The organism is Mucilaginibacter sp. CSA2-8R (assembly GCF_038806765.1).
In the GTDB taxonomy this organism is placed as follows: domain Bacteria; phylum Bacteroidota; class Bacteroidia; order Sphingobacteriales; family Sphingobacteriaceae; genus Mucilaginibacter.
Genome location: NZ_CP152389.1, coordinates 1,203,984 through 1,222,631, shown reverse-complemented (window position 1 = coordinate 1,222,631; position 18,648 = coordinate 1,203,984). Strand labels below are relative to the sequence as shown.

Here is an 18,648-nt window from a genome sequence, read left to right as displayed (position 1 = left end):
AGAGGCCAAAGGTATAAAGTAAAGCGTAAAAACAAGAAATCAGGAATTAAACACTTAAAGTAAAATTCCTGACTCCTGATTTTATATTCTTTATTCTGATTTACTGTATATCTCCGTAAGCTTCCAGAATACGTCTTACCAGTTTGTGTCGTACTACGTCTTCGCCGCTCAGGTAAATAATTTCGATGCCTTTAATATCGGTTAGGATGCGTAAGGCCGTATGTAAACCCGATTGTTGCTTTTTAGGCAAGTCAATCTGGGTTACGTCACCCGTCACTATAAATTTGGCCGTCGGCCCCATACGGGTTAAAAACATTTTTAACTGCATATCGGTGGCGTTTTGGGCCTCGTCCAATATTACAAAGCAATTATCCAGTGTACGGCCGCGCATAAACGCCAGCGGAGCAATCTCAATGGTCCGATTTTCCAGGTAAGTTTTTAACTTCTCAGGCGGAATCATATCATCAAGCGCATCGTACAAAGGGCGCAGATAAGGATCTATCTTCTCTTTTAAATCGCCAGGTAAAAAACCAAGGTTCTCCCCTGCCTCAACCGCCGGACGTGTTAAGATTATGCGTTTAATCTCCTTGTTTTTTAACGCTCTTACCGCTAATGCTACCGCAGTATAGGTTTTACCAGTACCGGCAGGGCCAATAGCAAACATAATATCGCTCTTGGTGATACTATCTACCATACGGCGCTGGTTGGCGGTACGCGCCTTTACCATGATACCGTTGTGCCCAAATACAATTACCTCTCCGGTGCTGCCTGGCTTTTCATTTGGCTGATCGGATGGTTTGATTTCAATATGCTTAGCACCTAAAATCCGCTCCAGGTCCGTGATGCTTAAATTGTCGTGCTTCTCAACATGCTGTAGCAAGTAACCGAACTTTTCGTTAAAAAAAGCAAGCTCCTGCTCATCGCCCAACACCTTTACCTCACTGCCCCTGGCCACTATTTTTAGCTTAGGATATTGCTTCTTAATGATCTCAAAATGATCATTATTAGGCCCCCACAAAACGGCGGGGTTGATATGTTCAATTGATATTTTAAGTTCGTTCAACAGAAAATGATTTTGAGTTGCTGATTCGTTATGGTTAAATTTTTGGATATTTGCACCTCGCTGATGCTTTTTACAAGATTAGCAATAAATATTTAATTAAGAATGGCAATATTAACTTTAACAACTGATTTGGGTGATAAAGATATCTATCAGGCGGTGCTGAAAGGCAGCATCCTGAGGGTATTACCCACGGTTAATATTGTTGACATTACTCATACGGTAGCTGCCTTCAATATACAGCAGGCAGCTTTCATTTTAAAGAACAGCTTCTACTACTTTCCGGAAGAAACCGTGCACCTGATTGGTATTGATACAGTGTATAGCGACGAGAATAAATTTTTGGCCATCAGATACCGCAAACACTTTTTTGTTGGAGCTGATAACGGCATTTTTTCGCTGATATTTGACGAGGAGCCGGAAGCGATTATGGAGATCGACATTATGCAGGACCTGAAGTTTCTGCATTTCCCGCTATCGGATATTTTTGTGAAAGCAGCCTGTCACTTAGCCAATGGTGGTCCGCTGAGCGAGATTGGTACACCTGTGGCCGGTATAGAAAAAAGGATGCTGCTGCAGCCTGCCATTGAACGTAACCAGATCAGAGGAATGGTAATTTATATCGATTCGTTTCAAAACGTAATCACCAACATTACCAAAGACTTTTTTAACCGGGTACAGCAAGGCAGGCGCTTTATACTCTACTTTAAACGCAACGAAACCATCACGCATTTAAGCTGGCATTATAACGAAGTGCCTGAAGGGGAGAAATTATGTTTGTTCGGTATAAGCGACCACCTCGAAATTGCTATTAACAAAGGCAACGCCAGCGGCTTGTTAGGCATGAACTTAGGCGACAGTGTGATTATTGATTTTCAGTAATTGCTTTTATTTCACTGATTTAGTTGATGATGTAAGTTGGCTTTACTTTCTTGTTATTCCCTCTATTTTTAACTTCTTTATCAAATAGTTTAGGCACTATTAAATCAACAACAACCTGCCCACTCACCTAATCAACAACTCAGCTACTTAACCATTTTTATTAAACACATTCAAACGTCAATTTTACAGTTGCCGCACGTTTAAGCCGTGTATAAATCTTAAATTTACCCATTAAATTGTTGAGGAACTAAATACGTTTATGGCACGAGCACGATTGAATAGTGGGAACGCTGCGGAAAAAGAATTACCTAAAGCAAAAATAAATAAGCAAAGCTTACAAAATGTAAGCAGGCTGTTAAGCTATCTAAAACCTTATAAAGGCAAATTTATAGCTGGTTTGCTTTTCTTATTTATATCAAGCCTGGTGGCGCTGGTTTTTCCGGCTATATTAGGTGCTTTAATTGATGCTGCCCAAGGGAATTACAAATATAAATTTTTACCGCCAACACTAAACGCCATTGCTATAACAGGCTTTTTTCTGTTAGCTGGTCAGGCAGTTGTCTCCTTTTTTAGGGTGGTTTGGTTTGTACAGGTGGCCGAAAAATCACTGGCCGATATTCGCCGCGATACCTATTTTAAATTGGTTACCCTGCCCATGAATTTCTTTGCCAACCGCCGGGTTGGTGAGCTGAACAGCCGCATTTCGGCAGATTTATCTCAGATACAAGATACACTCACCACAACATTTGCCGAGGTAATCAGGCAGTTGGTATTGATGGTTGGCGGTGTTACGCTGCTGGTGGTGGTATCTATAAAATTAACGCTGGCTGTTTTGGCTGTTTTACCGGTCTTAATTGCTTTTGCGGTAATTTTCGGTCGTTTCATCCGTAAACTGTCGCGCCAGGCACAAGACAAGCTGGCAGAGTCAAATACCATTGTTGAAGAGACATTGCAAGGCATAGCCAATGTAAAAGCTTTTGTAAACGAAGCTTTTGAGGCCAGCCGTTATGATCGTAACCTGCGTGAAGTAGTAGATATTGCAGTAAAAGGTGCAAAATTCAGGGGTATCTTTGCTTCTTTCATTGTATTTTGTATGTTCGGCACCTTTGTGGGTGTAATTTGGTATGGCTCAGTTTTAGTGAGCCGTGGCGAAATGCATACCGGCGATCTGACTACCTTTATCATGTATTCGATTTTTGTGGGTGCTGCTATGGGTAGTTTCCCCGACCTGTACGCCAATATCCAGAAAGCCATAGGTGCAAGCGAACGTGTACTGGAAATTTTAGCAGAGCAAGGCGAGCCTATTTCTATCCGCGAGAGCGACAACGTGATTAAGCAACGCATCCAAGGCAATTTGAGCTTTAGTCACATAGATTTTCATTATCCGTCGCGCCCAGAAATTGAAGTGTTGAAAGATGTTTCGTTAGATGCCCGGGCAGGCCAGAAGGTGGCTATTGTAGGTCCAAGCGGCTCAGGTAAATCAACTATGGCTGCGCTGATTTTACAGTTTTACCATCCGCAGAGCGGCACCATGTTGTTTGACGGGCAACCGGCCGATAACTATGCTTTAACCGATATACGCAACCAGGTAGCCATTGTACCACAGGATGTGTTATTGTTTGGCGGTAGTATACACGAAAATATTGCCTATGGCAAACGCGATGCAACCGAAGAAGAAATTATGCAGGCTGCCAAAAGAGCTAACGCCCATCAGTTTATCAGCGGTTTTCCCGAAGGGTATGATACCATAGTGGGCGAGCGCGGCGTTAAATTATCAGGCGGACAACGGCAGCGCATTGCCATAGCGCGTGCCTTGCTTAAAAACCCGTCTATCTTAATATTAGACGAAGCTACCTCATCGCTCGACTCAGAGTCAGAACGTTTAGTGCAGGAAGCATTAGAAGAACTAATGAAAGGCCGTACTTCGATTATCATTGCACACCGTTTGTCAACCATTCGTGAAGCTGATAAGATTATTGTGCTGGAAAAAGGCCGTATTATTGAAAGTGGCACTCACGATGAATTGATTGGCCGCGAAGAAGGCTTATACCGCTACCTGAGTCAGTTACAATTTGACACAAGTACCTCAACCTGATTTATTGGCTCAGCCGGTTATATGCCTTTAGGCGTTTGAGCATAACGATGTTATGATTTGATGCAAACCAAAAGCCCTGTTAACCATTTGAACCAATAGACAACTGAACCAAAGGATAAGAATGAATTTAACTATACACGGGGCAGCCCGGCAGGTTACCGGAAGCATGCATTTGCTGGAAGTTAACCAATATAAAATACTGATTGATTGCGGCCTGGACTACGAAAAAGACCGCAACATACAAGCCAACGAAGATTTCCCGTTTAACCCGGCTGCTATCGATGTAGTAATACTTACACATGCACATATTGACCATTCGGGTAATTTACCTACGCTTATCCGTATGGGGTTTGACGGGCAGATTTTATGCACCCCTCCTACCGCCGAATTAGCAGAACTGCTGCTGATGGACTCGGTAAATATATTTTTAAATAAGCAACACAAAAGCCGCAAACACGGCCGGGGCCGGTCGCATCAAAACCGCCAGCCATTATACCTGCAAAAACACGTGATGGACACGGTTGAACGCATGGTAACTATTGGATTTAATAAGCCCTTCAGGCTTAATGGCGACATTGAATTAACCTTTGTGCCTGTAGGCCATTTGTTAGGTGCCGCGGCGGCTGTTTTGAAAATAAATGATAACGGCCAGGAAAAATCCATTGCCTTTACAGGCGACATCGGCCGTAAAAATTACCCGGTACTTAATGATCCGCAACCTTTGCCGCCGGTTGATTACCTGGTTTCAGAATCCACTTACGGAGGCCGCTTACATACCCAGGGGCAAACTGTTGAAGAAGTATTGATCGAAACCATCGATAAAGCCTGCATTAAAGAATCCGGCCGTTTAATTATACCTGCATTCAGCATCGGGCGTACGCAAGCACTGGTGTATTCACTCAACAAAATATTTAGTAACGGGTTATTGCCACCGGTTAAGGTATTTGTGGACAGTCCGCTGGCTGCTGTATCTACCCGGGTATTTCGTAAACATCATGCTTTATTAAATGACGAGGCACAGGAATTTTACCGGCACCGAGGTGATGAGTTTGAGTTTGATAACTTAACTTACGTAGAAAGCCTGAAAGATAGCAAGCAAATATCTAACTACTTTGAACCTTGTATCATCATATCCTCGGCAGGCATGCTGGAGGGCGGGCGCATACAAGACCATTTATACTATAATATCCAAAACTACTATTGTACCATTTTATTTATCGGCTATTGCGCTAAAGGCACATTAGGCCATCGCTTGCTCCGCGGTGATCCTATTGTACACATTAAAGATCGCGAACTTGCTGTGTATGCCACCATCAAAAAAACAGACTTATTTAGCGCGCACGGCGACCATAACGATTTGGTTGATACCGTAAAACAACAAAAACAGGATAACCTGAAACAAGTTTTTCTCGTACACGGCGAGACAGAAAGTATGCAGGCTTTAGCCGATTCGCTAACACAGGACGGCTACCAGGTAAACATGCCCGAAAAAGGTGTTACTTATTTGTTATAAACTGCTTACCTTTAAGTCGATTTACATTAATGGTTATACCAACAAATGAATATACCTTTACGCCTTAAGCCTTCACACGCCTTAATAGCCATTCTTCTCATTTCGTCAGCCGGATTATTTTCTTGCGGAAAAGATGCTGATCCATCAGTGATCAAAGTATCATCTACACCTATAGCTGGTATTACACCAACCACAGGTATAGGTTCGGGCTCAGGTAGCGGAACGGGAACAGGAAGCGGAACAGGCACGGGCTCAGGTAATGGAACGGGAACAGGCACTAGCCTTACCGTTAACAGTAACGGAGACGGAGGTGTTGCTATAGGCAGTGCAGGTAGTATTGTATTTACACTGAAAGGCACAAAATATACTGTTGCAACCAACGGTACTAAATATTTCGTAACTGGTGTATCTTTATCGCTTTTTGGATTTACAGTGACCACGATTGCCGGGGCAGCTAATAACGCTACCAGTGACATTCAATTCACGCTCGCCACATCTGGTGCGGCCGTTGGCGTGTTTGATGTAACAACCGGTAATATTACACTGGCGGACGGCACTTCTTATAGTGTTCAGTCTACTCCCACCGGTAAGATAAATTTGAACACTTTTACCAATAACGGTTTTACGATAACTTCAAAAGGCACCTTTGATATATTGCTGACTAATGACAAGAATACTACTGATATTCAGCGCGTAAGCGGATCATTCAACGTTCAATAAAATATTGTATATTATAAATAAATAAGGCTCAACTGGTTATCAGTTGAGCCTTATTTATTTTAATTGAAATACAACCTATTTAAGGCTCTCAAAATGATTAATGATCAGCGTAGCCAATTCTACACCTATACGCTCCTGCGCTTCGTTGGTAGATGCACCAATGTGCGGTGTTAAAGAGATTTTAGGATGCTGCAGCAAATCTGTACGCGGAGTAGGCTCGTTATCAAAAACGTCTAAACCTGCAAATGCCAGCTTCCCGCTATTGAGTGCTTCCAGCAAAGCATCTTCGTCAACAGTACCACCACGCGAACAGTTAACCAGGCCGGCACCTTTTTTCATCATTTCAAATTCGGCAGCACCAATAACCGGTTCAGGACTAAAAGGTACGTGCAACGAAATGAAATCGCTTTTTTCAATCACTTCATTCTTATCAGCATATTTTACCGGAACGCTTACTTTGATACCACCGACTAACTCTAACTCAAGTTCGGTAACTGATGGGTGTACGTCAAACGCCAGCACATCCATGCCTAAGCCATAAGCTATTTTAGCAGTTTCGCGGCCTATGCGGCCGAAACCCAATATACCGATAGTTTTACCTCTTAGCTCGATACCTTTGGCATACGCCTTTTTTAAATCATTAAATTTGGTAGCGCCTTCAACCGGCATCTTGCGGTTTGCATCCTGCAAAAACCGAACACCGGTAAATAAATGAGCAAATACCAACTCAGCTACCGAGGCAGACGATGCTGCAGGCGTGTTATGCACTGCAACACCTTTTTCCAAGGCGTATTCAACATCTATATTATCAACGCCTACACCACCACGGCCAATCAATTTTAAGTCAGGGCATTGGTCAATTAACGCTTTGCGCACTTTAGTGGCGCTACGCACTGTAATAGCATCATAAGCCTGCAGCTTTACAGGCAGTTCTTCTTGAGGTATGTGGTTAGTATCAACAACAAATCCGGCTTCTTCAAGCATTTGCTTACCTACCGGGTCAATACCATCATTAGCAAGTAGTTTAAACATAATTAGTATATATAGTAAAGTAAGGGCATATTTAATTGGTGCAGCTCAAGCACTTAATAGTGCACGATGCACAACAAAGAGACTTGTTATTACTACCAATATGCACACCGATATTTATTTAATTTTCTCAGCAAAATCCTGCATAGTATCAATCAGGGTATGAACGCTGGTTATAGGCAACGCATTATAAATAGATGCCCTGAAGCCTCCTACACTGCGGTGCCCTTTAATACCCACAATGCCCTTTTCATCACACAATTTCAGAAATGGTTTCTCATGTTCCGGATTATTCATTACGAAACAAACATTCATTTTTGAGCGGTCTTCTATAGCGGCAACACCTTTAAACAATGGATTGCGGTCAATCTCGCGGTACAACTGCTCTGCTTTAGCATTATTTTCCTGCTCAATAGCGGCAACACCACCCTTAGCTTTTAACCATCGCAGGGTAAGCATAGACACATAAATAGCAAAGACCGGCGGCGTGTTGTACATTGATCCGCCTTCAATCTGCGTTTGATAGTTAAACATCGCAGGTATTTTACGGTCAACCTTGCCCAGTATGTCATCCTTTACAATCACAAGCGTTACACCGGCAGGCCCCATATTTTTTTGCGCACCGGCATAAATCAGCCCGAAATCTTCTACGCTGATGTGGCGACTAAAAATATCTGAAGACATATCTGATACTACCGGCACAGGTGATTTTTTAAATTCCTGCAGCTGGGTACCGTAAATGGTATTGTTAGAGGTAATATGGAAATAAGCTGCATCAGCCGGTATTTCGTAATCTTTAGGGATGTAGGTAAAGTTGCTTTCTTTAGAAGTTGCAACCAATTCAACATTACCAAAATACTTGGCTTCTTTGGCAGCTTTGTTAGCCCAAACACCGGTTTCCAGGTAAGCGGCTTTGCCACCTTCGGGTAACAGGTTGTAAGGTACCATGGCAAATTGCTGGCTGGCACCGCCTTGTAAAAACAATACCGAGTAACCTGTTGGAACTTGCAGCAGTTCTTTAACTAATTTAACTGCCTCATCTAAAACCGCCTCGAACTCTGCCGAGCGGTGTGAAATTTCGAGAATGGACAAGCCAATGCCGTTAAAATTTACTACAGCCTCAGCTGCTTGCTTCAAAACTTCATGAGGAAGAATGCCGGGTCCGGCACCAAAATTATGTTTCATAACGCTTAGTATATAATTTAGAAAGGCCGGTAAGCCTTAGTAGTTGCGCCCGAAGTTAAAAAAATACCCTATTAAATTGGTAGTTAATTAATCTTTTATCCGTTTTTAATGAGATAAGTCATGTTTTATACAAATTTAGTCGGCGTGATATCGTGCAGGGATGATATGGTTTGTACCGGATCATTCGATGAGAAAACGAAGTTGCCCGCCACCAGCACATTGGCACCGGTAGTTACTAAATCGGCAGCGTTTTGCAGGTTCACACCACCATCAATCTCAATAAAAAGGTCAGGGTTGCGTACTTCACTCAACGCTTTAAGCTGCTGAATTTTTTTATAAGTATTAGGGATAAATTTTTGCCCGCCAAAGCCAGGGTTGACAGACATAATTAGTACAATGTCAAGATCGGTTATAATATCCTCGAGCAGCGCTACAGGCGTATGCGGGTTAAGGGCAACGCCTGCTTTACAGCCCAAATCTTTAATAGCCTGTATGGTGCGGTGTAAATGAGTGCAAGCCTCGTAATGTACAGTGATATGCGCCGCACCCGCATCGGCAAATGCTTTGAGGTAACGGTCGGGCTCAACAATCATCAGGTGTACATCAAGCGGCTTGGCGGCATAACGTTTAATGGCTTCTACAACTGGTAACCCAAAGGATATATTGGGTACAAACATGCCGTCCATGATATCCACATGTATCCAGTCGGCCTGGCTGCGGTTCAGCATTTCAATATCACGCTGCAGGTTGGCAAAGTCAGCGGCTAAAACAGAAGGAGCAGTTAGGTGCTTCATACCGCCAAATATAGTTGGTTTGACTATATAACGCTAAGTAAAAAACAAAAGGAACGACAAAAACGAGACTTAGTCGCAGTTTTGCAACAAGTCATAATATTTGCGCATTAACTCGGTATCATAGTTTACCAACGACTGGTAAGCCTCCGATACTAATTCATTAAGAATAGACGCTCCCAACTGGCCAGCGCCATTGGGAATGGATTCGTAGTATTTAATTATTTCTTTTACCCTTATAATTTCGTAAAGCAGTAGCTGTATTAAATCAGTTTGCGACCGTTGGGGCGCTCCCTGCAAATTGCTGCTCAAAAAATCTAAAGGATCATCATTGGTAGTAGATGTCATTGGTACACGGGATCGATCTTTAAACTTTCGGCTTTATCTATATATGTATCTTTATAATGAGTTTAAATTAACATTCAGGGGATATTGCAAATAAACAAAAAAACAAATAAAAAAACCACATACTGCTCAGATAAAATCTGAGTAATATGTGGCTTAACAGGCTCTAAGCCCTAATTATTCGCTTTTAGGAGCGTTAGTTTTTTCGGGTTTCGGCAATAAAGCCTTACGCGACAATTTCAGTTTTCCTTGCTTATCAACGTCAAGCAATTTCACTTTAACCATCTCTCCTACTTCAAACACACCATCCATAGTTTCAATACGGCGATGATCAATTTCAGAAATGTGCAGTAAGCCATCTTTACCTGGCATAATCTCTACAAAGGCGCCAAACGGCATAATAGAGCGCACTTTACCTTCGTAAACTTCGCCAACCTCAGGTTTAGAGGCAATGGCACGGATGCGGCCTACAGCTGCATCAATGGCATCTTTACTATCTGCAAATACCTGTACAATACCTTGGTTGTTAACCTCCTCAATACTGATAGTTGCACCGGTTTCGCGTTGCATTTCCTGAATGATTTTACCACCGGGACCGATAACTGCACCAATAAATTCTTTATCAATTTTAAGGGTAACTATACGCGGAGCAAACGGCTTATAATCTTCACGAGGTTGACTAATGGTTTTGCTCATTTCGTTTAAGATGTGCAAACGGCCTTCTTTAGCTTGCGCTAAAGCTTTAGCTACCACTTCGTAAGACAGACCATTGATTTTTAAGTCCATCTGGCAAGCCACAATACCATTAACGGTACCGGTAACTTTGAAGTCCATATCACCTAAATGATCTTCATCACCTAAGATATCTGATAAGATAGCATATTTACCGGTTTTCTCGTCAGTAATTAAGCCCATGGCAATACCAGATACCGGTGCTTTTAATTTAACACCTGCATCCATCAGTGCCAGCGTACCGGCACAAACTGTAGCCATTGATGACGAACCGTTCGACTCTAAAATATCAGAGACTACACGAATTGTGTATGGATTTTCATCATCTGGTGGCAATACCTGACGTAATGAACGCATAGCCAGGTTACCATGACCAACTTCGCGGCGGCCAGGGCCACGGTTAGGACGAACTTCGCCGGTAGAAAATGCAGGGAAGTTATAATGCAGGATGAATTTGCTGTAACCGTTGATGAATGCGCCATCAATCATTTGCTCATCATCTTTACCACCCAAAGTAACGCTTGTTAAAGCTTGAGTTTCGCCACGGGTGAACACTGCAGAACCGTGTGCTGCCGGCAAATAATCAATCTCGCTCCAGATAGGACGAATTTGAGTAGTTTCACGACCATCCAAACGTTTACCTTCGTCTAAAATCAGGTTACGTACAGCATCATACTCTACATCGTGAAAATATTTTTTAGCAAGGCTAAGGGTCACCGCATCAGCATCAACACCTAAGTTGGCACCGATAAACATATCGCGCACCTCGCGAAGCTTAAGATGACGATCGTGTTTTGAAGAACCCGAACCGGCTATTTCATAAACTTTATCGTAAGTAGCGGCATAAATCTGTTGCTTTAATTCTTCGTTGCTGTGTTCGTGAGAATAAACGCGTTTTTCGGTCTTGCCAACTTCCTGAGTAAGTTCTTTCTGGATGCGGCAATGGTCTTTAATAGCAGCGTGAGCAAACTTTAAAGCCTCTACCATTTCCTCTTCCTGAATTTCTTTACACTCGCCTTCAACCATGTTGATGTCGTTTTCAGAACCGGCAACAATAAACTCCAAGGTAGCGTTGGCTAACTGGCTTAAGGTTGGGTTAATGATTAACTGACCATCAATTTTGGCTACACGAACTTCAGAAATTGGTCCGTTGAAAGGAATATCAGATACAGATAATGCTGCAGATGCTGCCAAACCGGCTAAGGCATCAGGCATAATATCTTTATCAGCAGAAATTAAAGAGATCATTACCTGCGTATCAGCATGGTAATCTTCGGGGAATAACGGGCGCAAAGCACGGTCAACCAAACGTGAGATCAAAATCTCATAATCTGATAAACGGGCCTCGCGACGCAAGAAACCACCCGGAATACGGCCTGTTGCCGCATATTTTTCCTGGTAATCAACCGATAAAGGCAAAAAGTCAATACCTTCTTTAGCTTCAGGGGCCGATACTACTGTTGCCAGCAGCATGGTAGCACCCATCTTTACTACTACCGAGCCATCGGCTTGTTTGGCCAGTTTTCCGGTTTCGATCTCAATGGTGCGGCCATCACCTAAATCGATTACCTTTTTAATTGCATTGTAACTCATCTTGTTTATTTGGCGCGCTTTTCATCTTTTAGAGCGTACCGCTTTTTAATTGTTTATTTTTCTTTCAAAATTAAAAAAGCTATCCGAAAACGGATAGCTTTTTTTTAAAGACTGGAAAGCGTTATTTGATGATATCACGAAGCTCAAGAGCTTTGATGATAGCACGGTATCTTTGAATGTCTTTTTTGTACAGGTAAGCTAACAAAGCGCGGCGTTTACCTACTAATTTTTGCAGTGATAACTGAGTGGCAAAATCTTTTTTGTTTTTTTTCAAATGCCCGGTTAAGTGTGCAATACGGCTGGTAAATAAAGCAACCTGTCCTTCTGCTGACCCTGTGTTAGTGGCTGCGCCACCATGTTTTGCGAAAATATCTGATTTCCACTCTGAACTTAAATACATTGCTTGAATAATATTAAAGCGTAAATATTTTGATTAATTAAGCCGCAAATATACAAAACAATACCTGATAAACAAACACTTCAGCACGTTACAATAAATAGGCGCCGGCCATGCCATAGTTTTGCAATTGCCGGATGCCTGTACTTGAAATATGCTCAAATTCGCGGTCGCAGAAAATGGAGACTATTTTAAGATGCTGGCTGCTTAAATCTTGCAGGTATCTGTACTGGTTAAGCTCGTATTGCAAGTCTGTACTATTGCGCAAGCCACGGATGATGGTAACCGGATAGCTCAGGCTATTTACATAATCCGTCAGCAAACCTGTATAAACGGCTATTTGCCGGTTGCTTAATATTGCAGGTACTTCAAAAACGGAATCCTCTTTGCCGGGGTTACTGCCTTTAGCAATAATGACCTTATCAAATATGACCTCGGCTTTCTGCAAAACATTGTAATGCCCTTTGTGAAACGGATTAAAGCTGCCCGGATAAACTGCAATTTGGGGCTGCCGGTGTTTTACGTAGGTAATCAGCGCTTCTAAATCGGTTTTAGACACTTTAGTTTGCAGCTGACGTAATGCTTCTACCCTTTTAACCCGGTACAGGGAGAAATCGGCAAATTGAAACTCTTTGAAAATCTGGTCCTCGTAAATCAACAGCTTATTTAAAGGTTGCCTTAAAATATTCAGGTCCACATCGCAAAATATGGCAGACAGTTCAGACCGGGGTTGATGAGTTTTGGTATCGATGATGACGTTATAAACTTCTTGCTTTAGTTGAGCATCACCATCATAATTCTGCATAAAATATTGGGCAGAGTCCTCTTCGTTAGTTGCCGATTGCGGATTGTAAATTACATCATGATAGGCGGTAGCCAGTAATAGCGTCTTATGGTTGGCTAATCCTCTTTCCAGCAGTTGCTGGTAAATATCATACAGGTGCTCCGGTGTATGATAAAAACGATGCGGCTCCTGGTAACGTTTAATTACCTCGTCGGGCACACCTAAGCTGCTTAACTTTAACAGTAAACCATTAGCATTCATAAAACCTGTTTTAAAACACCCATCAAATGTATTGTTTTGCCACTGCTAAACAATATACCTGCTAACGCTATTGTTTATGCACTACAGAAAATATGGAACAGCAAAAGTACGCCACCTTCGAAACCGAACACCGGGTACGCCCGGATGATATAGACATGTTTAAACATGTGCATAACAGCAAGTATTTTGATTATGTGCTGGCTGCCCGCTACGAGCAAATGGATACCTGTTACGGCATGGCCATGGAAAAATTTATGGAACGTGGTTTTGGCTGGGTAGTGCGCACTGCACATGTTGACTATAAGCGTGCTTTGGTAATGGGCGATTATTTTACCGTGCGCACCGGTATCGAAACCATTGACGACAAAGGGTGCCGCGTAGCTTTTGCCATCATTAACAAGGCTACCAAAAAAGTTTGCTGCGATGGCTGGTTTGATTATACGATGATTGATATGCAAACCGGCCGAGCCGCTAAAATTCCGCAGGATATTATTGAGCACTACCAGATTTACGCTTGATAGCCAACTAACGTTATCAACCAAAAAAGATATTGCTATTTTGATGACGACAGCATTTTAGATTAGATACTAAACGAAAGGAAAAACAGCATATTTGCTTAATGAACTACCGCTTAATCAGGTATTTATTTTTTTGCTGGGCTATCCTTTGCATAGCTGTAACTACTTCCGCTAAACCAGCGAAAAACGATACACTGTCAGCCGCCGCCATTGACCAATTGATTAGCAAACAACTGCCTTCCGTTGCACCGGGCGGCGTGGTGTGCATAGCCAGGCATGGTCAAATTATTTATAAAAAGGCTTTTGGTAAGGCTAACCTGAAAACCGGTCTGAACATGACCGAAGACATGGCCTTCCGTGTAGGTTCGATCACCAAACAGTTTACCGCAGTAGCCATTCTACAACTGGTGGAGCAGGGTAAACTTTCTTTAACTGATACCATTCAGAAATATGTGAAGGATTTTCCGGTAACGCCTTACCCTATTACTATCGAAAATCTGCTCACGCAAACCTCCGGAATCATAAACTATCAGGCTATTGAGCACCCCAATCCTGCAAAAGTCAGAGACAATTACACCCCTGCCCAGGGTGTTGATTATTTTAAAGACGAGCCTTTATTGTTTAAACCCGGAACTAAGTTTGATTACAGTAACTCTAATTACTACTTGTTAGGATATATTATTGAACAGGTAACCGGGCAATCCTATCCAAATTATTTAATTGAGCACATTATTAAACCTGCAGGGGTAATACATACTAACTATATTGGTTTGGAGCAGACCGGCAACAACATAGTCCGTGGCTACTCCAGGTTTGACGGCAAAAGATGGGAAAACGCTGATCTGCAAAATCCGACCGTCTTATATGCCGCCGGAGGCCTGGTAAGTAATGCTGATGATTTAGTAAAGTGGCATCAAGCCTTATTGCAGGGAAAACTGGCAAGTCGGTCGTTACTAAAAAAGGCTTACACGCCTTACCGGTTAAATGACGGAACAACGTCAGACTACGGTTACGGCTGGTATATACGCAATTTGGATGGTGAGCCCACTATTGAGCATAGTGGTTCGACTGATGGCTACCAGACCAATGAAATTTATCTGCCCAATCAAGATATTTATATTGTTACGTTGTTCAACGGTTTTGAACAGGATATGGACTGGATAGTATTATCTAACGACATTGCCCGGCTGGCATGCGGCAAGCCTGTAGACCTAAACGTCAAAATTGACGAAAATCTGCTTAAACAGTATGCAGGTACCTATATTTTTAACGCAGAGCATCAACTCATCATCACCCATAAAGGCAACCGGCTCTTTGTAGAGTCGCCTAACCCCAAAGACAGACTTTGGCGCGTGCAATTGCATGCTAAAAGTAGCACCCGATTCTACATCAAGGAAGCCAAATTAGAATTTGAGTTCTCGAAAGATGAAACCGGTGCATTAAATACACTCACTACTTACAATGGCAGTAAAAAAGATGCGGACTGGAAGAAAAAAACACTAAATTAAGGTACAACTAGATGGACTGATTATTTGCCATTAACAACCTGCAAATCCCGGCCATAATTTTGCCGGAACAGCCAATACGACAGCAGCACATTGCAGGCAATTAAAGGCCATGTTAGCTTAAACATCATAATCCAGAATAAGAGTATAAATAAGCCCATCAACCATTGCAGGTACTTATCCATGTTAAGCCCGATGTAGCTTAATAATGCATGCAAAAGCATAAGCATACTTAAGGCTATTAAAAATAAATTGACTGCCAAAGGTATATTAAAACGACTGAGCAGCCATACTGCTTCGGGTAGCAAGAGCAGGCTGTAGGTAAGGGCTGCAAAAACGCAACGTTTAATATAAGCGTATGGAAAGTTGCGCACCCATGTTAAATAAACCTGCTCAAACTTTTGATGCTCAAACACCAGTATGGCGTGTGCTATACCTATAGCCAGCACGGCCATGCCTGCCACTCTAGCATCGTGCTTTACATCGGCAAATAACCAGAATATACTGGCAATAATTAACCACGACAGGGCTTTGGTGATTATAAATGGCAGTTTGAACTGGTGGAGTATATGGTAGATGTACAAACTAAATAACGGCTTTTTTAGACCGCTGCTCCATTGCAGCCATGCGGGTCCGTTATTGCTGGCTATCAAACGGTTCAGCCTTATCGTATAGATCCATGCACCAAGCGCTGTTAAAAGCAACAGGTACACCACGATTAACAGGGGCAACAAATATTGGTGATTGCTTAAGCCAACGCCTGCAGCTAACAGTCCGTAAAGCGTTACCGGCAAAAAAATAATGGATTGTATTGTAAACCAGCTTTTAAACTGCTCTTGCTTTGAAAATGAAACGGCACTATAATACAAAAACTGCTGCGTAGGCGCGTTAATTTGCCCGGTTACATAATGCACACTTTTAATTGCATACAGTAGCCAAACAGCAAAAACCAGTAACAGCATTACCGGACTACTTACCAACGCCAGCATCAGCGTTTTGTGATAATTCAGTAACTGGGCCGGGTCAACGGCGCCTATCATAAACAAAAAAAAGAAAAGAAATAAACCGGCATGTGCCTGGTAAAACCCGTTTACAAAAATGCGGACAAATACGTAGGTGAGCGCTTTACTCATACCCGTTAATATGAGTTAGCGTTTGTTTGTCAACCTGCAGTATACCGGCCGGCAACAAATCAGCATCCAGCACCTGGTGAGATGATAATAAGAAGCTTGTTTGATACTGCTGATGTTGCTCTGCTATCCATTGATAAAGTACGGCCAGCGCAGCGGCGTCAATAGTGATTAATGGTTCGTCCAACAATATCAGTTTGGGTTTACCCAAAAAGGCCAGCACCAGAGATAGTTTTTTTAACATCCCGCTTGAGTAAGTGCCTACGGGCTTATTAATGTAGCTGCGCATATCCATGCTGTTCAGGTAGCTATCTTCCTGCCGGGCAGGAGCGCCTTTTGCGGAGGCGAATAAATTAATAAGCTCGCGTCCGGTTAAAAATTCGGGAAACAGGGGCTCGGCCCCGGCAAAGTTCACCAGCTTACGGTAGGCCACCGGTTGCTTCTTGATGCTGATGTCATGCAGCAAAATATCACCCTGAAAAGCCAGCATACCGGCAATCGATTTTAATAGTGTGCTTTTACCGGAGCCGTTAACGCCTTTAATCCAATAGATGCCGAGCTTAATGTCAAAAGCCGGGATATCCAGGGCAGGGTATTGCCCGTATGATTTTTGAAAATTTACAAAACGAAGCATCGATGTTCAGTTAATCAGCGCAAATACTGCAAGTTTAAGAGTGCCGATGCTTCGTTTTGTTACATTACCGGTAAGAACCTTCTACAATGTCACCGTAAAAAATTTTAACGTCCATGCCAGCAGCCCTAACCTGCTGCGGTATCAGGCTATTGGCCGACTGACCGGGAGTGGTATTAATTTCGATAAAATAAAAGTCGCCGGTTTGCTCGTCTAAAATAAAATCAACCCGTACCATGCCGCGGCAATTTAGCCGCAGGTAAACCTCGGTCAAAATGTCGGCAATCTGGTTGTTTTTTTCTTCGGGCAAATCGGCCGGAGTAATTTCCTGGGTAACACCTGGGGTGTATTTGGCTTCGTAATCAAAAAACTCTTTAGAGCTGATTATTTCGGTAGCGGGCAGCACTACAATCTTGCCATGCAAACGTGCCAATCCACGGCTAAACTCCCTGCCTTTGATAAACTCTTCAACCAGTATCTGCTCATCTTCGCGAAATGCTTTTTCGAGAGCGGCGGGCAGCTCGGCTACGTTATGCACCTTGCTCATGCCCACGCTGCTGCCGCCATTATTAGGTTTTACAAACAGCGGAAACTTCAGCACTGATGCAATGGTACTCACATCGTGTATATCACCTTTAAATAGCTTTACAGATTTAGCAGCATGCAGGTTTGGAATACCATGCACCAACGCTTTAGTGTAAGCTTTATTCATGGTGATGGCTGAGGTGGTGGCATCGCAGGTATTGTAAGGCAGGCCTAACATATCCAGATAACCTTGCAGCTTACCATCTTCGCCGGGCGAACCGTGTACCGTGATAAACACACTGTCGAACTTTACATTACCGGTGCTGAGCGGCAAACTGAAATCATTTTTATTGACATCGACCTTTTCATCGCCGTTTTGATAAAACCAGCGGTCGCGGTCAATGAGGATGGTGTACACATTATACTGGTCGGCGTTAAGGTTAGCCGCAATATTTTTGGCGCTATTAATAGATACCTCATATTCGCCGGTATAACCACCGGCCAAAAGGGCGATATTCTTTTTGCTCATACTGTTCAAATATATAAAAGTTAGGACAGTCAAAAATTCAAATCGTGGATTGATTGTTGCAATTTATGCTTTACTTTTGCACATGCCTTATAAAGAACGCGATATCAATAAAATGTACTATACCATGGGCGAGGTAACCGCTATGTTTGGCGTTAACCACTCGTTAATCAGGTATTACGAAAAAGAATTTGATATACTGCAACCTAAAAAAAACAAAAAAGGCAACCGCTATTTTACTGAGGATGATATTGAAAATTTAAAAATCATTTTTCATTTAATACGCGATAAAGGTTATACGTTACAAGGCGCCAAAGACCACCTGAAAAGCAACATTAACGAAACCAAAAGCCAGCAAAGCGTTTTATCCGCACTCGAAAATCTTAAAAAGTTTTTGCTCGAAGTGCGTGACCAGCTGTAAGCGGC

18 protein-coding genes are annotated in these 18,648 nt (G+C 42.6%); 7 read left to right on the top strand and 11 right to left on the bottom strand.

The window, feature by feature from the left end:
* Positions 1-100 precede the first annotated feature (100 nt).
* A complete protein-coding gene (locus AAGR14_RS05365; protein ID WP_342647565.1) occupies positions 101-1,063 on the bottom strand; it encodes a PhoH family protein in 963 nt (320 codons plus the stop codon).
* Between the two features lie 102 nt (positions 1,064-1,165).
* Between AAGR14_RS05365 and AAGR14_RS05360 the strand changes: the two genes are divergently transcribed.
* From AAGR14_RS05360 to AAGR14_RS05345, 4 genes are all read left to right on the top strand, one after another.
* A complete protein-coding gene (locus AAGR14_RS05360) occupies positions 1,166-1,942 on the top strand; it encodes an SAM-dependent chlorinase/fluorinase (RefSeq protein ID WP_342647564.1) in 777 nt (258 codons plus the stop codon).
* A 259-nt stretch (positions 1,943-2,201) separates the two neighbouring features.
* Entirely contained in the window at positions 2,202-4,037 is a 1,836-nt protein-coding gene (locus AAGR14_RS05355) for an ABC transporter transmembrane domain-containing protein (protein ID WP_342647563.1), read from the top strand.
* A gap of 121 nt (positions 4,038-4,158) precedes the next feature.
* Positions 4,159-5,550 (top strand): MBL fold metallo-hydrolase, encoded by a 1,392-nt coding sequence (locus tag AAGR14_RS05350; protein ID WP_342647562.1) that lies wholly within the window; start codon positions 4,159-4,161, stop codon positions 5,548-5,550.
* Between the two features lie 45 nt (positions 5,551-5,595).
* Positions 5,596-6,270 carry a hypothetical protein gene (locus AAGR14_RS05345; protein WP_342647561.1) on the top strand — a complete coding sequence of 225 codons (675 nt, stop codon included), beginning with the start codon at positions 5,596-5,598 and terminating at the stop codon, positions 6,268-6,270.
* A gap of 75 nt (positions 6,271-6,345) precedes the next feature.
* Here AAGR14_RS05345 and AAGR14_RS05340 read toward each other — a convergent pair whose 3' ends face one another.
* From AAGR14_RS05340 to AAGR14_RS05310, 7 genes are all read right to left on the bottom strand, one after another.
* Positions 6,346-7,302, bottom strand: a complete 957-nt coding sequence (locus tag AAGR14_RS05340; protein WP_342647560.1) for a D-2-hydroxyacid dehydrogenase — start codon at positions 7,300-7,302, stop codon at positions 6,346-6,348.
* Positions 7,303-7,416: 114 nt separating this feature from the next.
* A complete protein-coding gene (serC, locus tag AAGR14_RS05335; protein WP_342647559.1) occupies positions 7,417-8,484 on the bottom strand; it encodes a 3-phosphoserine/phosphohydroxythreonine transaminase in 1,068 nt (355 codons plus the stop codon).
* Between the two features lie 125 nt (positions 8,485-8,609).
* Positions 8,610-9,278: a ribulose-phosphate 3-epimerase gene (gene rpe / locus AAGR14_RS05330; protein ID WP_342647558.1), complete on the bottom strand. Its 669-nt coding sequence runs from the start codon at positions 9,276-9,278 to the stop codon at positions 8,610-8,612.
* A 69-nt stretch (positions 9,279-9,347) separates the two neighbouring features.
* Positions 9,348-9,623, bottom strand: coding sequence for a hypothetical protein (locus tag AAGR14_RS05325; protein WP_342647557.1), 276 nt, complete (start codon positions 9,621-9,623; stop codon positions 9,348-9,350).
* 174 nt (positions 9,624-9,797) lie between these two features.
* Positions 9,798-11,945, bottom strand: a complete 2,148-nt coding sequence (gene pnp, locus AAGR14_RS05320) for a polyribonucleotide nucleotidyltransferase (protein WP_342647556.1) — start codon at positions 11,943-11,945, stop codon at positions 9,798-9,800.
* Between the two features lie 121 nt (positions 11,946-12,066).
* Positions 12,067-12,345 (bottom strand): 30S ribosomal protein S15, encoded by a 279-nt coding sequence (gene rpsO, locus AAGR14_RS05315; RefSeq protein WP_342647555.1) that lies wholly within the window; start codon positions 12,343-12,345, stop codon positions 12,067-12,069.
* Between the two features lie 88 nt (positions 12,346-12,433).
* The gene (locus tag AAGR14_RS05310; protein ID WP_342647554.1) at positions 12,434-13,387 is read right to left on the bottom strand and encodes an adenylyltransferase/cytidyltransferase family protein; all 954 of its coding nucleotides are present in this window, start codon (positions 13,385-13,387) and stop codon (positions 12,434-12,436) included.
* A gap of 92 nt (positions 13,388-13,479) precedes the next feature.
* Between AAGR14_RS05310 and AAGR14_RS05305 the strand changes: the two genes are divergently transcribed.
* Entirely contained in the window at positions 13,480-13,905 is a 426-nt protein-coding gene (locus AAGR14_RS05305) for an acyl-CoA thioesterase (RefSeq protein ID WP_342647553.1), read from the top strand.
* Positions 13,906-14,006: 101 nt separating this feature from the next.
* On the top strand, positions 14,007-15,413 hold the full coding sequence (locus AAGR14_RS05300; protein WP_342647552.1) for a serine hydrolase: 1,407 nt from the start codon (positions 14,007-14,009) through the stop codon (positions 15,411-15,413).
* 20 nt (positions 15,414-15,433) lie between these two features.
* Here AAGR14_RS05300 and AAGR14_RS05295 read toward each other — a convergent pair whose 3' ends face one another.
* The 3 genes from AAGR14_RS05295 to AAGR14_RS05285 form a co-directional block, all read right to left on the bottom strand.
* The gene (locus AAGR14_RS05295) at positions 15,434-16,543 is read right to left on the bottom strand and encodes a hypothetical protein (RefSeq protein ID WP_342647551.1); all 1,110 of its coding nucleotides are present in this window, start codon (positions 16,541-16,543) and stop codon (positions 15,434-15,436) included.
* Positions 16,536-17,174, bottom strand: a complete 639-nt coding sequence (locus AAGR14_RS05290) for an ABC transporter ATP-binding protein (protein WP_342647550.1) — start codon at positions 17,172-17,174, stop codon at positions 16,536-16,538. The genes AAGR14_RS05295 and AAGR14_RS05290 overlap by 8 nt, the downstream gene beginning before the upstream one ends.
* 64 nt (positions 17,175-17,238) lie before the next feature.
* Positions 17,239-18,225, bottom strand: coding sequence for a D-alanine--D-alanine ligase (locus AAGR14_RS05285; RefSeq protein ID WP_342647549.1), 987 nt, complete (start codon positions 18,223-18,225; stop codon positions 17,239-17,241).
* Positions 18,226-18,307: 82 nt separating this feature from the next.
* On the opposite strand from AAGR14_RS05285, the gene AAGR14_RS05280 reads away from it, so the two are divergent.
* On the top strand, positions 18,308-18,643 hold the full coding sequence (locus tag AAGR14_RS05280; RefSeq protein ID WP_342647548.1) for a MerR family transcriptional regulator: 336 nt from the start codon (positions 18,308-18,310) through the stop codon (positions 18,641-18,643).
* Positions 18,644-18,648 lie beyond the last annotated feature (5 nt).

Coding starts and splice junctions, on each gene's coding strand:
- AAGR14_RS05360 (WP_342647564.1), top strand. CDS start 1,166: ATGGCAATATTAACTTTAACAACTGATTTGGGTGATAAAGATATCTAT.
- AAGR14_RS05355 (WP_342647563.1), top strand. CDS start 2,202: ATGGCACGAGCACGATTGAATAGTGGGAACGCTGCGGAAAAAGAATTA.
- AAGR14_RS05350 (WP_342647562.1), top strand. CDS start 4,159: ATGAATTTAACTATACACGGGGCAGCCCGGCAGGTTACCGGAAGCATG.
- AAGR14_RS05345 (WP_342647561.1), top strand. CDS start 5,596: ATGAATATACCTTTACGCCTTAAGCCTTCACACGCCTTAATAGCCATT.
- AAGR14_RS05340 (WP_342647560.1), bottom strand. CDS start 7,302: ATGTTTAAACTACTTGCTAATGATGGTATTGACCCGGTAGGTAAGCAA.
- serC (WP_342647559.1), bottom strand. CDS start 8,484: ATGAAACATAATTTTGGTGCCGGACCCGGCATTCTTCCTCATGAAGTT.
- rpe (WP_342647558.1), bottom strand. CDS start 9,278: ATGAAGCACCTAACTGCTCCTTCTGTTTTAGCCGCTGACTTTGCCAAC.
- AAGR14_RS05325 (WP_342647557.1), bottom strand. CDS start 9,623: ATGACATCTACTACCAATGATGATCCTTTAGATTTTTTGAGCAGCAAT.
- pnp (WP_342647556.1), bottom strand. CDS start 11,945: ATGAGTTACAATGCAATTAAAAAGGTAATCGATTTAGGTGATGGCCGC.
- rpsO (WP_342647555.1), bottom strand. CDS start 12,345: ATGTATTTAAGTTCAGAGTGGAAATCAGATATTTTCGCAAAACATGGT.
- AAGR14_RS05310 (WP_342647554.1), bottom strand. CDS start 13,387: ATGAATGCTAATGGTTTACTGTTAAAGTTAAGCAGCTTAGGTGTGCCC.
- AAGR14_RS05305 (WP_342647553.1), top strand. CDS start 13,480: ATGGAACAGCAAAAGTACGCCACCTTCGAAACCGAACACCGGGTACGC.
- AAGR14_RS05300 (WP_342647552.1), top strand. CDS start 14,007: ATGAACTACCGCTTAATCAGGTATTTATTTTTTTGCTGGGCTATCCTT.
- AAGR14_RS05295 (WP_342647551.1), bottom strand. CDS start 16,543: ATGAGTAAAGCGCTCACCTACGTATTTGTCCGCATTTTTGTAAACGGG.
- AAGR14_RS05290 (WP_342647550.1), bottom strand. CDS start 17,174: ATGCTTCGTTTTGTAAATTTTCAAAAATCATACGGGCAATACCCTGCC.
- AAGR14_RS05285 (WP_342647549.1), bottom strand. CDS start 18,225: ATGAGCAAAAAGAATATCGCCCTTTTGGCCGGTGGTTATACCGGCGAA.
- AAGR14_RS05280 (WP_342647548.1), top strand. CDS start 18,308: ATGCCTTATAAAGAACGCGATATCAATAAAATGTACTATACCATGGGC.